Below are 15,217 nucleotides of genomic sequence, written 5' to 3' on the forward strand. Positions count from 1 at the left end.
GCATAATTAACATTTAACGAACAACAAAAATCCTTATGGCGCAATAATATTACCGCCACAAAGATTTAAGTAATTTTTTAATAATAACCATAAAATATGGCGTTTTATTGGCTATTGCAATTCAATTATCTGTGAGCTCATAGGTGCCAACCTCAACGATTCTGTAAGTTTAACTAACTTATCACTCATAACATCCACACCTTTATTTGATCCTGCCAATAAATCAGAAAACCGGTCTAACTTTAACTCACGAGCTTTATCACTATGATTAATAATAGTCATGACTTCCGATTTTTCAGCAATATTAAAATATACATAAACGCCATTTTGGGGAGCATAGTGCACTAAGCGTCCTTCGGTAATAGCCGCGTTATTTTTACGCCAATTTAATAATTTACGTAAAAGATCTTGTGCGCGCTTAGAATCTTTACTCAACCCCTTAGCGGTAAAAGCATTAATCTTGTCATCGGGCCACCCGCCAGGAAAATCTGTGCGAATAACGCCATGATCTTCAGTGCCTGGATTGGTCATTAAAATTTCTGTACCGTAATAAATTTGCGGAATTCCACGAGTTGTTAACAAATACACCATCGCCTGTTGCCAGAGGTCGTAGTTTTCATTCAATTGAGTATAAATTCGGCTCATATCATGATTATCGGCAAACACAACTAAGTTATCTGGATTAGGGTATAAGAAATCGTTGCTTAATGCTTCGTACAACTCGATCATCCCTTCACCCCAGCTTTCTTCATGGGTTAGCGCATTAATAAGCGCCGTCTGCAAAGAAAAGTCCATTAAACTTGGCAGCTGAGGTTGGTAGCCATCGGGGTTATGCTTGCCCGTCTGCCAATAAGAGACAATCGCAGGGTTGTTAGACCACTCTTCACCGACGATATTAAAATTGGGGTATTCGGCCATGACACGCTCACCCCAAGCGACTAAAAAGTTTTTATCGGGGTAGGAGTAAGTATCCACCCGCACACCACTTAAGCCCGCATATTCGATCCACCACAGACTGTTTTGAATCAAGTATTCTGCCATAAACTCGTTGCGCTGATTTAAGTCTGGCATGGTTGGCACGAACCAACCATCGGTGAATTGTCGAGTATCGCTGGCGGCTGCGTGCGGATCGCGTAAAGTAGTGCGGCGGTGTGTCGTGGGCGAGAACTCACCGGAAAAATTAATCCAGTCAGTAAAAGGCGCATCAGCCATCCACCAATGCTCCGAGCCGCAGTGGTTAAGCACAACATCCATAATCAGACCAACGCCTTGCTGACGTGCCTGTTGCGCCAACGCCAGATATTGATCGTTGCTGCCAAAGCGCGGATCAACCCGATAAAAATCTGTGATGGCGTAACCGTGGTAAGAATATTCTGGCTGAGCATTTTCTAACACGGGATTGAGCCACAACTGAGTAAAACCCATATCACTGATGTAATCGAGGTGATTCATAATGCCGGCTAAATCACCGCCATGACGGCCGCCGGGCGCATCGCGGGTAAGACCTTCTGCTAGACTGGCAACACTGTCGTTACTGGGGTTACCATTAGCAAAACGATCAGGGGTGATCAGGTAAATAACATCTTTAGCAGAAAAACCTTGGCGCTTAGCCGAGTCGTCGACCCGAGCTTGCAGCGAATACGGCCAGCGGGTGGTCAATGTTTCGCCCTGGTAAAATTCTAGTGTCATTTCGCCGACAGCGGCATCGGGGTCGATACGTAAATCAATAAATAAATAATTAGGGCTATCGGCTTTATGTACATTAACGACACTAACCCCAGGATGGTCGAGCTTAGGCTGCAGTTGACCGATATTCTTGCCGTGCACCAAAAGCTGCAACTTGGCACTGTCCATACCTACCCACCACGACGGCGGCTCGACTCTATCGATGCCATTAGCAAAAGCCAACAGCGGCATTAGTACTGTTAATACAAGCCAATATTTCATGCTATTACCTATTATTTAAACAAAAAAATGCCGGCACTGTTTTATACAGAGCCGGCAAAGATTACCACATAAGGGGATAAAACATTACGCGCTAGAGATTAAAACGAGTAGTTAACACCTGCAAATATTTGACGTCCATAATAGTTAACATTACCGGTTTGCGCCGACTCACCAAAATAAGTCAAAGACGGTTCATCGGTTAAGTTACTGATTTGGAAATTAACACTTAAACCGCTATCAAACGAGTAAGACGCCTGATAGTTCAGTATGGTCTCTTCCGCGTAATAGACGTTTTGTGGGTTCTCGGCCATCACTTCTTCATTAACAAATGCATCGCGGTAGTTAACGGATAAGCGTGTCGAGAAACCTTCGTAATCATAAAACAAGGTCCCAGTAAACACGTTAGGTGCAAGCCCAGGCAGGGTTGCATCCCAGCCAACGGCGCCGCTAGAGATGATGTTTTCCACTTCGCTTTCTGTATATGAGTAACTACCGGTAAAGCCCAAACCAGACAATGCACCAGGTAAGAAATCGAAAGCTTGGTTATAACCTAATTCAATACCGCGAATGTAACCGCCTTTGTCGTTGTTAACCGCCGTTTGATACTCACCATTGGCAAAAGCCTCACCGGTCGTCGGATCGGTAGGTACTAAGATACCGTTATCCGCGAAAGGATAGTTGTAGATGGTGGAATCTTCGATAAACGATTCAATATCCTTATAAAACAACGCTGCAAATACGTTACCGCTGGTATCGTCAAAGTAATGCTCGTAGGACAAATCGTACTGAGTCGCGTAAAACGGATCCAAGAACGGGCTGGTATTACCCCACATATTAAACTTGCCGTCAGAGGCCCAAGAGCCACCGCCCGACTTCAGCTTTTGCAATGGCACACGGCCCATTACTTTAGCCGCACCAAAACGTAGGTAGTCGTTTTCGGTTAAATGGTAATTTAAGTTAATAGACGGCAAATAATCAGTAAACTTTTTACCGCGCACTACAGGTAGGTAATCGTTGCTTACCACACCGTTGCCATCAACAATATCTGGCCCTGAACCCAATTCGGCGCCCTGCAATTGTTGTAAACCCGAACTGCTCTGATCGGTTTCAACAATTCGCACACCCACATTACCAGTTAACGTTTTACCCATTAGCTCAGTGTTAATATTGGCCTGAATATAACCGGCCAAGACATCTTCATACACTTCGCCCGACTGAATTAAAGTCCAGTTATTATTCCAATTTTTAATCGGTGTTGGAGTAATACCGTGCTCGGCTAAAACCGCCATAGCATCGACCATCAAGAAGCTTGGGAAGTTAGCAAACTCGCTGGCAAAGTTAACCACACTGGCCGTGTTATCAGTTAACGCTAAGGCCGGCTGATCAGGTGTGGCGCTACTGTTTAAGCCAAAGTCATGACCGTACTCAAACACACTGCGGTCGGCGCTATAGGTACGCTCAGAGTAGCGCACACCAAATTCAAACGATGAAAATAATGAGCTGTCAGAAATATCGTATTGTATATCCGCTTTAAAGGCATCCAACACATCGGTGTTTTCATAAGGGTAAACACCGACCTTAGCCAAACCCATTTTATTTAGATTGGTGTAGTCAGAGGCGTTCGAGTAACTGATATCTGGAACATTTTGGCCATGCAGTAAATAACTAACCGACAAATCACGCTCTGGCATTAAAGTGGCCGCGCTCATGTCTTCAAACGGCATACTCCAAGTTACCGAGTTGGTAAAGGTTTGATCGGCTTCCGAACGCGAGATGTCTAACGCAACCGTCCAAGGGCCATCACGCCACTCGGCATTAATGCCACCAGATATAGACTCACGGTAACGAGACTCATCATCGTTAGTGGTTTGCACCGCAAAGTAATCGTTATCGGACCAAGGAGTAATGGTGGCTCCCGTAATAGCGCCGTTAGGTTGAATGGCTAAATTAGTGAGCTCGCCATTGGCTAAAGTTTTTACCCTAAAACCACGGGCAAATGCTTCTGAATCAAAAGTGGTATAAAACACATCGCCTTTTAAGGTGAAGTTTTCACTGGGTTCCCACTGAATAGTAGCAGCATAACCATCGCGAATTTCTTCACCTCCGCGCTGCTGCATCTCAAAGCCTTCACTCACCGAGTTATCTTGGCCGTCGTTGTTTACATCCCACGAGTTAGTGTAGGCAAAACCCGCAAATTGCGTGTTGACATAGGGCGCCGTCATGCGCGAATAACCTAACGCAACACCGATGGTATCGTCGGCAAACTTGCCTTGATACGCGGCACTAAAGCGGTAACCGTAATCATCGGCACCGACCGCTTCGTCGGCGCGATCATTGTAGCTTCCGCGTAAGTTGACATTAAACTTGTGTGCTTCGGCGTTATCCAGTGGACTGGCCGTTTGCATTTCTACAGTGCCGGCTACACCACCTTCTATCAAAGAGGCTTTTGGTGACTTGTAAACTTTTGCACCAGAGATTAAATCTGAGGGGTACTGATCAAACTCTACTTGACGAGAGCCACTGGTGGCAGTTTGCTCGCGTCCGTTTAAAGTGGTTTGAACAAAATCACCGGTTAAACCACGAATATTGATCTTACCGGCTTGGCCACCAGCACGCAGTAAAGTGACACCCGGCAGACGAGCCAAGGCATCACCAATAGAGGTGTCGGGTAAAATACCCAGCTCATCGGCCGAGATAGCCTCAACGATTGTATCGGCATCACGCTTTTCTTCGACAGAGCTGGCAACACTGACGCGGAAGCCCTTAACAACGACCTCCTCTAACAGCTCATCGGCTACCACCGCATCTTGCTGAGCGTAAACCATTTGTGAGCCAGCCAATAAGGTTAACGACGATAACATCGCCAAAAACGGATTGAATTGCTTTTTAATCATGTGACCACCCTAGGCCGGAGCCTTTTTTATTAATTTTATGTAGCGTAAAGTGCCATTTGCATTGATATTAATCAGCCATTACTAAACAGGCAATGCATTGCATACGTATTCAATCGGCCATCATATAAATTGATGCAATAGCACAGATTAAAACGCTTATTACTGATTAATTACGGCAAAGTAAGCATCAAAGGCCGGCAACACCAAAACTTCAGCTTGCTTCATCCCAGAAAATCCATGCCCGGTTAACGGATCAAGTCCACCATTTTCGTTTAACTCTGAGGGTAAAGTAGCGCGCACGTCCTCGGCCGATAAATTAAATACAGCCAACAGCGTTTGTTCGGCCGTTTGACGACTAAAAGCTAAAACGTTTTTACCTAAATCGTAAAACTGAATATCGCCCCACAACAAGGCAGGCTGTTGTTTGCGCCACTGGGTAAAGTGGCGATAAGCATTCAGCACTGAATCTTTATTGGGATCCTGCACCGACACAGCGCGGAGCAAATGCTCTTGCGGCACCGGCAACCAAGGAACTGCAGCGGTAAAACCGCCATTAGCCTCGTCGCTCCACGGCATTGGCGTACGACAACCGTCGCGACCTTTAAAGCGAGGCCAAAAAGTAATTCCGTAAGGGTCCTGCAGCTGGTGCTGTTCAATGCTTGCCTCGGTTAACCCCAGCTCTTCACCTTGATAACTACAAATGCTGCCGCGCAGTGAAAACAGCATGGCGTTAAGCACTTTAGCCAGCTGCGGCGATTGATTGCCTGCACCCCAGCGGCTTACCACCCGAGCGACATCGTGATTACCGATAGCCCAGCAGGGCCAACCTTCACCCAAACCTTGCTCTAGGGTTTCTACAGTTTGACGAATATAAGCGGCCGAAAACTCATCAGATAACAACTCAAAACTATATGCCATATGCAGGCGTTTATTGCCTTGGGTATATTCGGCCATGGTGGCCAATGAATCTTCTGATGAAATTTCGCCCAAAGTTACCGCGCCGGGGTAACGGTCCATCAGACTGCGAATCTCTTCCATAAAACCCAAGTTTTCGGGACGAGTGTTATCAAAGATATGACGCTGAAACGCGTAAGGATTGTCCTCACTAAAGCCTCTGCCTTTACGCTCGGCAACTGGCTTAGCGGGGTTGTCACGTAACTGTTGATCGTGAAAACAAAAGTTAATCGCATCCAACCGTAAACCATCAACTCCACGCTTTAACCAAAACTCTACCTCGGACAAAATTTGCGCGCGTACTTGGGGGTTGTGAAAGTTGAGATCTGGCTGACTTTTCAAAAAGTTATGCAGGTAATACTGCTCGCGACGTGGCTCCCACTCCCAAGCGCTACCACCAAAAATGGCCAACCAATTATTGGGTGGGGTGCCATCCTCGCTCGGATCGGCCCACACATACCAGTCAGCTTTGGCGTTATCTTTTGACTCGCGGCTTTGCTGAAACCAAGCGTGCTGATCAGATGTATGACTAAGCACCTGATCAATAATCAGCTTTATGCCCCGCCGATGCGCCTCGGCAATTAGCCGATCAATATCGTCGAGATTACCAAACAGCGGGTCGACATCGCGATAATCACTAATGTCATAACCAAAATCTTTCATCGGCGAGCGAAAAAATGGGGAAACCCAAATCGCATCCACCCCCAAACTGGCAATGTAATCTAGCTTATCGATAATACCGGCGATATCGCCCACGCCATCGCCATTGCTGTCCATCAAAGAACGTGGGTAAACCTGATAAATAATGGCACCGCGCCACCAAGGGGTGTTTTGCATGATACTTCCTAAAAGTGCATGCCCACTCGGCGCTTGTCGAGTTTTCGGCATTTGTTATTGTCAGCTTGGTTAAAAGACTAATTCACCGAGCCAAACACACGCAAGATCCTGCATTCGTATGCAACGCCAAAAGCCGATGAATACGTATTCATTTGGTTGCCGCCCCCCCAGTGGCTCGATTATCTTGAACATCTACGCTCTATTGCTGCGCCGAAATTTGTGCAAGCGCTGAGCTATAAACGATAAGAGAGACACAACATGACCCTTGCAAGATTACTCCCCAGCCTTATTGGCAGTATTGCCGTTGCCACTTTAGCCGCGTGTAACGACACCGCCAGCCGCGACCCGCTAACCACATCAGTGGCCCCCGGTGCACCCGGCAACGCGCCCACATGGGCTTACTCGGGTAAAACCGGTATTGGCACCAGTTATGAGCAATATGTAAACGGTGAGTACAGTGATCAGGCCGATACCGGCACGGTATCTAAGGTGTGGTTTTCTGTGGCCGAGGGCATCGTAACGGAAACCATGTACGGCTTGATTCACCAAGCACAACTAAAAGACATGCAATTTGTGATTAGCGGCCCAGGTTTTGTCGAGCTGGAACAAGAGGCCACCAACAGCCGCATCGAATATTTGCACACCGACGAGCAAGGTCGACCGCTGTCACTCGCGTATAAAATTACCAATACAGACAAAGACGGTTTATATCAAATTGAAAAACAAATCGTTACCGATCCGGAGCAGCAAACCCTACTGCAGCGAGTAACCTTTACCGCACTAACCGACAATATCACCGCGCACTTAGTCGCCAACCCTCACATCGCCAACACTGGCACCGATGATAGCGCCCGTGGCGAAGGACAATATTGGTACGCCAGCGAGGGCGATACCAGCATGGTGCTGACCACCCAAACCCCAGTGCAGGGTTCGGTAGGTTTTGTCGGTACATCCGATTTATTAAGCGACTTAGCCGACGGCAGCCAAGACCACTTTTATCACAGCACCGGCAGTACCGCGGGTAATGTCAGTATTGCTCTTACCCTACCCACCCTTAGCAACACCAGCGCTCAGTGGGATTTTGCCCTGGGCTTTGGCAACAGTGACACCGCCGCACGCACTCAAGCCGATGCCTCGCTCGAGCGCGGTTTTGAACAAGTGCTGGCCGACTATAACGGCGCAGGCGATGCCATTGGCTGGCAAGACTACCTCGCCAGTCTTGGCGCTTTACCCACACTAAGCGCCAGTGCCACCGATGGCGGCCAACTGGCTTACGCTAGTGCCATGGTACTTAAGGCACAAGAGGATAAAACCCACGCCGGTGCACTGATTGCTTCATTGTCTAACCCTTGGGGCGATATCGTCCCGGCGGACAAATCCGCTACCGGTTATAAAGCTGTGTGGCCGCGAGATTTTTATCAAGTGGCGATGGCCTTTTTGGCGTTGGGCGATACCCAAACCCCAGAGGTGGCGTTTCGCTACTTAAAGAAAGTTCAGGTTGGCCCACAAACCCCTGGCTATAGCGGCACCCCCGGCTGGTTTTTACAAAAAACCCATGTCGACGGTACGCTCGAATGGTTTGCCGTGCAGCTTGATCAAACGGCTATGCCGATTATGCTGGGCTGGCGTCTCTGGCAAGACGGCATTTTAAGCGATACCGAAGCGCGCCAATGGTATACCGATATGCTGCGCCCAGCGGCTGACTTTTTAGCCGATGGCGGCGACATCTCTCTCGACTGGAACCGCGCCACTATTCATCCACCCTTTACCCAACAAGAGCGCTGGGAGGAGCAAGAAGGACATTCACCCTCGACCACCGCAGCAGTTATTGCCGGACTGGTAAGCGCCGCTGAACTGGCCGAACTGGCCGGTGAGCCGGAACGCGCGCAACACTATTTAAGCCGCGCCGACGAGTACGTCGCCAAACTGATACCACGCACCGTTACCAACAGTGGCGCGCTGACCAGCCATGGCTCCGATGGCCGCTACTTTTTACGCATTAACCGCAACGAAAACCCCAACGACAACGGCGCCCTAATGGAGCGCAACGGCCAGAGCGCGCTCAACGAAAGCGAGATTGTCGACCCCGGCTTTTTAGAATTGGTGCGTTATGGCGTGCTGGCAGCCACCGATCCTGCGGTCCGCGATTCGCTGGCAGAAATCGACAACCCCGAGCTGCCAGATTACCTGCGAGTTAAATACGACTTTAACAACAACGGGCAGCAGTACTCGGGCTGGCGCCGCTACGGTGGCGACGGCTACGGTGAGCGTATTAACGATGGTGCCGGTTACGCTGTGGGCGGTAAAAATCATGCCGAACAACGCGGCCGAGTATGGCCCTTTTTAAGTGGCGAGCGCGGCCATTACGAACTGGCCTATGCCTTAGCCAGCAATAACAATAGCGCCATCAAAGGTTTAAACAACACTTATGCCGGTGCGCTTGAGGCCTTTGCCAACGAGGGGCTAATGCTACCCGAACAAGTTTGGGACGGGGTGGGCGATAACAGCACCTATCAGTACGCCAAAGGCCAAGGCACCAACTCAGCCACGCCACTGGCCTGGACCCACGCCGAATATATTAAACTGCTGCGCTCACTTAACGACCGCAAGGTGTGGGATCATTACCCCAGTGTCGAGGCGCGCTACCGCAGCCAATAGTATTTAACCGGCTTAATCACGATTAGGGGCGCTCGTGCGCCCCAGTTATATTAATAACAACAAATAATGAGGCTCTTATGTCCCAAGCCGCCAAGTCCCGTCCAGAACTAAGCTTCTGGCACATCTGGAATATGTGCTTCGGTTTTATCGGTATCCAATTTGGCTTTGCATTGCAAAATGCCAATGTCAGCCGGATTTTTCAAACCTTAGGCGCCGAGATCGATGCGCTACCTATTTTATGGGTAGCCGCGCCTATTACCGGGCTGCTGGTACAGCCCATTGTCGGTTATTTTTCTGATAAAACTTGGAACCGCTTAGGCCGGCGGCGGCCCTACTTTTTAGTCGGCGCTCTGCTGACCAGTGGCGCGCTGTTTGTCATGCCGCACTCGCCCACCCTCTGGATGGCGGCCGGTATGCTGTGGATTATGGATGCCTCGATTAATATCTCGATGGAGCCGTTTCGTGCCTTTGTCGGCGATATGCTGCCCCAGCGCCAGCGTACCTTGGGGTTTGTCATGCAGGCGTTTTTTATCGGTGTCGGCTCTGTGGTGGCATCGTCCCTGCCGTGGTTAATGACCAATATGTGGGGCGTGAGCAACACCGCGGCGCCCGGCGTAGTGCCCGACTCGGTGATTTTCTCATTTACCTTGGGCGGCGTGATACTACTGCTGGCCATGGGTTGGACAATTTTTACCACCCGCGAGTACTCCCCCGAACAACTGGCCGCTTTTAATGCTCACGAAGGTCAGCTTGAATCCCCAGCCGATCTTATGCACCGACCTGCAGCACGCTACCTCAAAGGTGGTTTTGCTTGGTGTGCCGGCAGCTTGGCCAGCGCGGGGCTTATTTACGCCCTACAGCTAAAGGCCGAGCTGTATATTCTGGCCGGCGGTTTAGCTGTTTTTGGCCTACTGCAATTGCTGGCCGGCTGGTTACAAAACAGCGGCAAGACCCAACACGGCGTATATCAGGTTACCCACGATTTGTTTCATATGCCGTGCACCATGATGCAGTTGGCTGTGGTGCAGTTTTTCTCGTGGTTTGCTCTATTTGCCATGTGGATCTATATCACCCCCGCGATTGCCAGTTTTCACTTTGGCGCCACCGACACCAGCGGCGCACTGTATAACGAGGGGGCCGACTGGTCTGGGGTATTGCTGGGCTCTTACAATGGCTTTGCCATGCTGGCGGCATTTATCATCCCTTTAATGACCCGCAAACTGGGCCGCAAACTCACCCACGCTATTAACTTGCTGCTGGGCGCCGCTGGTTTTATCTCGTTTGTATTGATTCGCGACCCCAGCTGGCTGCTGTTGTCGATGGTGGGTGTGGGCTGCGCTTGGGCCTCTATTATCTCGATGCCTTACGCCATTTTGTCTTGTGCCTTACCAGGCCACAAAATGGGCGTGTTCATGGGGATTTTTAACTTTTTTATCGTGATCCCGCAAATTTTAGCCGCCAGCTTATTGGGCTTATTGGTCGGGGTCGTGTTTGAGGGGCAAAGTATCTACGCGCTGGTACTGGGGGGCGTGTGTTTTATCCTTGCGGCCGGCTTTACGATGCTAGTGGATGACGACGACAACTAAACCTACGAGTAACCCGCGCCACTTAATCAAAGGGAGCAGGCTGTGCTCCCTTTAATCTTTAGCGCTACCACCACACGAACCGCGCACGACTAACTCGGCGGGAATCAAAAACGATTCCAGCGGCTCGCCCTCCATCAGTTTTAATAATCCATCCACCAATAACTCACCGGCAAATTTGGTATTTTGCTGCACCGTAGACAGCGGCGGATGGGTGTAGGCTGCCATCGGAATATCGTCAAAGCCCATAATGGCAACATCATCGGGAACCTTCAAGCCGACCTCTTCTAGGGCTTTCATAGCGCCAATAGCGATTAAATCGCTGGCACCAAATATGGCGTCAAACGGTAAATCGCGCTGATGCAACTGCAGTGCGGCTTGGTAGCCGGCGTCCTCTGAGGTTTCGGCATCTATTTGCAGCGCCGGGTTAACAGTAATACCCGCCTCGCTAAGCGCTTGGCAATAACCCTCGTAGCGGCTTTTAAACTCGGGACTACCCTCCGAAATGCCTCCCACAAAAGCGATATCACGGCGCCCTAAGCTTAATAAATACTCCACCGCTTTGCGCGCGCCGTTAAAATTATCACAACCAATAGACACCCCAGGCTGGCCTGGCAATACCGGCCCCCAGGTAATGTAATGAGCGTTTTGCTCATCTAAGTGGGTAAGCTTTTTAACGTAAGTGGTGTAGTCCCCATAGCCTAAAAAGATAATGCCATCGGCGCGGTTAGCGTCCTCGTAATCGGCGTGCCAATCCTCACTAAATTGCTGAAACGATACCAGTAAATCGTAGTTGCGATCAGCCGTGGCGCTGATAATACTGGCCACCATCGACACAAAGAAGGGATTGATTAAAGAATCACCGGTACCGTGGTCTTCATTAAGCAACAACGCCACGGTGCGGGTTTTTTGCGAGCGTAAATTGCGGGCATTTTTATCGACCTTGTAATTTAACTCAAGGGCGATCTCTTGTACTCGCCGGCGAGTTTCGGCGTTCACCAAAGGACTGTCTCTAAGTGCCCGCGACACCGTCGCCTGGGAGACTCCCGCACGATAGGCAATATCAAACGATGTGGGTTTACGATCGCTCATTCGACTCTCTTCAGATTTTATAGTTATAAACACTAGAGTCAGATACTAGCGTAAATCGGCGCCGGCAACCACAGCCGACGCCCAGAGGCTTAGCCGCGCTCATCCAATCGACGTTTAAACTCAGCCATAATCACATCGTACAGCTCAAGTCCTAGGTACTTATCCTCCACCGCCGAATCAATGGATGGGTTGTCATTCACCTCAATAATGGAAATATCATTGCCATTTTGCTTTAAATCAACACCATAAAAACCATCGCCTATTAGCTTGCTGGCCGCCACCGCAGCTTTTAGTACCGGCTTTGGCACCTCAAATGTGCCCATTGCATCAAACCCACCTGAGGCTGTGCCTTTGCTTGAATGGTGATAAATTTGCCAATGATTTTTAGCCATAAAATAGCGGCAAGCGTAAATAGGCTGACCGGCTAATACACCGATACGCCAGTCAAACTCGGTATACAAATAACGCTGCGCCAATAACAGCGCGCTGCCTTGAAACATCTCTTTCATCACCGCGGCCAGCTCTTCACAACTACCGGCTTTTTTAACTCCCACAGAGAATGAGCCGTCGGGAATTTTTACCACCACCGGCAGACCTAACTCATCAATCAGCTCTTGCTCACGGCCAATATCTGCTCGGCTCAAAATACGCGTCGGTGGCATAGGTAGCTTATGGGTTTTTAACAGCTGGGTTAAATAGACTTTATTGGTACAACGTAAAATAGAATCTGGATCGTCAATAACCACCAGACCTTCGGCTTGGGCACGGCGGGCAAACCGGTAGGTAAAATGGTTTACCGAGGTCGTGGCACGAATAAACAGCGCATCAAACTCGCTTATACGGTTAATATCACCACGGCCAATAATCTCGGCCATAATGCCTTGCTTGGCCGCCGCTTTAATAAACCGTTTAATAGCGGTCGAGTTACTGGGCGGCATAGGTTCTTGATTATCCACCAAAATCGCTAAATCGTATTTGTACTCTTTGCGGGCACGCGGCTTACGCCAAATCAACCGACTAAAGTTGTCCAGCGCACTGGCAAACAGGGTTTGCTCAGCCTCTTGCAGTTGCCCCAAAGGCACAGTTTCGAGTGACTGAATTTTCCAGCCGCTTTTGCGCTTAAAGCGCACGCGCAATATTGGCGCAGATATTTGCTCAAACAGTGCCCGAGCCAACTCGGCCAAGGGCGCGATCTCGGTTTGGCCAAAACACACCAACAACGATACCGAATCGTCGGCAGCGGCAATGGCATTCAGTTTTTCGTCTATCTTTACATTAAGGGCCAACACCTCTTGCCATTGCCGGCGCGATAAATCCCGCAGAGTTTTTACCGAAGGCAGCACTTTGTGGCCACGGGCTTCAGCCAGCAGCGAGCAGTAATAACCGGTAGACAGGTAATCGTACTGGCGACACAAGTTAATCACCCGGCAGCGTTGCCGAGTATCGGCATCGGCGAGATAATCGCTGGCTAATATTACGTCGGCCGATGGATAAAGACCCGCCCAATCGGAAGCTTTTTCAACAATGATTTTCAATTGTGTCATAAGAACTGTGGTCACCTTAAAAGAGCGCAAATAATCCATTGCGCAGCGACGCAAGTGTGGCAAAATCGCGACAATAGGCAAGTATTATTTTGCCTATTGTCTGTAAAGGTTTGCACTGGGCAAACCTGCCATCGAGATCGCTATGAACTCACCTGCCCGCCCCGCACAAATGTCCGACCTAGACGCACTTGTCGCGCTTGAAAACTCGAGCTTTATGGGCGATAAAATTAGCCGGCGTAGTTTTAAGCACTTTTTAGATACCGAGCAAAATCAGATTTTAGTGATCGATCAGCCGGTGCAGGCTTATGTGTTGATTTTGTTTCGACGCGGCACCTCACTCGCGCGTATATACTCGCTAGCCGTTGCCCCCGAGGCGCGCGGTCGTGGCCTTGCGCGCGCCCTTATGGAGGCCGCCGAAGCCTGTGCCCGACTGCGCGGAGCATTATTTTTACGGCTAGAAGTAGCCGACAGCAATGAGCCGGCTATCGGTTTATATCGCTCACTGGAGTTTCGGCCAATAAAACAACTGGCCGCTTACTACGAAAACGGCGCCGATGCACTGCAGCTAGAAAAACGCTTAGAGCGTAATATCCGCAGTAATAGCGGCAGCAATTTTTACCCCCAAACCACCGATTTTACCTGTGGTCCGGCAGCGGCCATTATGGCCATGCAGGCGATTCGTCCGAACAGTGAGTATGGCCGCATTGACGAGATCAACCTCTGGCGCGAGGCCACCACTGTTTATATGACTCGCGGCCACGGCGGGTGCTCGCCGCACGGGCTAGCATTAGCCTTGCACCAGCGCAGCTTTGATGTGCGCCTATTGCAATCGAACAATCAAGTAGCGTTTATTGACAGCGTTCGCGGTGAGCATAAAAAAGAGCTGGTCGAGCTGGTACACAATGACCATGTCGCCCGCTTACAACAGGCCAAAGTCCCGAGTGATATATGCACCATTAACTCCAGTGTATTGCGCCAGCAAATAGACGCGGGTTACACCATTTTGCTGTTAATCAGCACTTGGCAGCTCAACCGTAACAAAGCCCCTCACTGGGTCTGGTTATCGGCCATAGATGAACGCTTTGCGTATTTACACGATCCCGATGTAGACCCCCTCGAGCACCGCAGTGCACTGGATAACGCCAATCTGCCGCTGGCCCTAGATCAACTTAACCGTATTTTAGGCTATGGTAAAAATGGTTATCGCGCGGCAGTATTAATCCGCGAGCGGCAATAGCACAAATGGCAACTACGTTTGTAAAAAACCTCTCACTTGCTGATTATTTTGTAAATTAGCCAAACCGCGCTTGCGCTTAACCCGCGATTGTTCACGCCGATGATCCTGCGGCCGCGCGCCACAGCCAACAAGGCTCGGCTGATTTTATTTGGACCGATGTTTGCTAAGTCCTAGTTAAGCAAAGGTAACAACACACTCTTATTTAAGAATGGTTACCTTTGATTGATATTGTCATTTAGGAAGAGGTCATTATGAACAAGCTAGAATTAGAAGGTAATTGGCAAAAACTTAAAGGGACGGCCCGCGAACAATGGGGAAAACTAACCGATAACGACATCGAGCGTGTCGTTGGCAAGCGCGACAAACTGATTGGCGCGATAAAAGAGCGCTACAGCATGACTCAACAAGAGGCCGAGCGCGAAGTCAATGAGTGGTCCGTCAAATACGAGCAATAATAATTACTGTGATTAA

The 15,217-nt window shown here is 49.5% G+C and carries 9 protein-coding genes; 4 read left to right on the plus strand and 5 right to left on the minus strand.

The features are described from left to right. Window positions 1–111: 111 nt before the first annotated feature. From GILYN3_RS10065 to GILYN3_RS10075, 3 genes are all read right to left on the minus strand, one after another. Window positions 112–1,947, minus strand: a complete 1,836-nt coding sequence (locus GILYN3_RS10065; RefSeq protein ID WP_049722858.1) for a glycoside hydrolase family 13 protein — start codon at window positions 1,945–1,947, stop codon at window positions 112–114. 98 nt (window positions 1,948–2,045) lie between these two features. Then, window positions 2,046–4,841 carry a TonB-dependent receptor gene (locus tag GILYN3_RS10070; protein ID WP_049722859.1) on the minus strand — a complete coding sequence of 932 codons (2,796 nt, stop codon included), beginning with the start codon at window positions 4,839–4,841 and terminating at the stop codon, window positions 2,046–2,048. A gap of 159 nt (window positions 4,842–5,000) precedes the next feature. Further along, complete coding sequence (locus GILYN3_RS10075; protein WP_049722860.1) at window positions 5,001–6,632, minus strand: alpha-glucosidase family protein; 1,632 nt, start codon at window positions 6,630–6,632, stop codon at window positions 5,001–5,003. A gap of 258 nt (window positions 6,633–6,890) precedes the next feature. On the opposite strand from GILYN3_RS10075, the gene GILYN3_RS10080 reads away from it, so the two are divergent. Beyond that, the gene (locus GILYN3_RS10080) at window positions 6,891–9,290 is read left to right on the plus strand and encodes a glycoside hydrolase family 15 protein (protein WP_049722861.1); all 2,400 of its coding nucleotides are present in this window, start codon (window positions 6,891–6,893) and stop codon (window positions 9,288–9,290) included. Window positions 9,291–9,367: 77 nt separating this feature from the next. Continuing rightward, window positions 9,368–10,876 (plus strand): MFS transporter, encoded by a 1,509-nt coding sequence (locus tag GILYN3_RS10085; RefSeq protein ID WP_049722862.1) that lies wholly within the window; start codon window positions 9,368–9,370, stop codon window positions 10,874–10,876. A gap of 51 nt (window positions 10,877–10,927) precedes the next feature. Here GILYN3_RS10085 and GILYN3_RS10090 read toward each other — a convergent pair whose 3' ends face one another. Then, entirely contained in the window at window positions 10,928–11,965 is a 1,038-nt protein-coding gene (locus GILYN3_RS10090; RefSeq protein WP_049722863.1) for a LacI family DNA-binding transcriptional regulator, read from the minus strand. Between the two features lie 89 nt (window positions 11,966–12,054). After that, a complete protein-coding gene (locus GILYN3_RS10095) occupies window positions 12,055–13,509 on the minus strand; it encodes a RimK family protein (RefSeq protein WP_049723911.1) in 1,455 nt (484 codons plus the stop codon). A gap of 142 nt (window positions 13,510–13,651) precedes the next feature. Between GILYN3_RS10095 and GILYN3_RS10100 the strand changes: the two genes are divergently transcribed. Both GILYN3_RS10100 and GILYN3_RS10105 read left to right on the plus strand, forming a co-directional pair. After that, window positions 13,652–14,746: a GNAT family N-acetyltransferase/peptidase C39 family protein gene (locus tag GILYN3_RS10100; RefSeq protein ID WP_049722864.1), complete on the plus strand. Its 1,095-nt coding sequence runs from the start codon at window positions 13,652–13,654 to the stop codon at window positions 14,744–14,746. Between the two features lie 251 nt (window positions 14,747–14,997). Continuing rightward, window positions 14,998–15,201 carry a CsbD family protein gene (locus tag GILYN3_RS10105; RefSeq protein ID WP_049722865.1) on the plus strand — a complete coding sequence of 68 codons (204 nt, stop codon included), beginning with the start codon at window positions 14,998–15,000 and terminating at the stop codon, window positions 15,199–15,201. The last annotated feature ends 16 nt before the right edge of the window (window positions 15,202–15,217 follow it).

Source organism: Gilvimarinus polysaccharolyticus, from assembly GCF_001187555.1.
GTDB lineage: Bacteria > Pseudomonadota > Gammaproteobacteria > Pseudomonadales > Cellvibrionaceae > Gilvimarinus > Gilvimarinus polysaccharolyticus.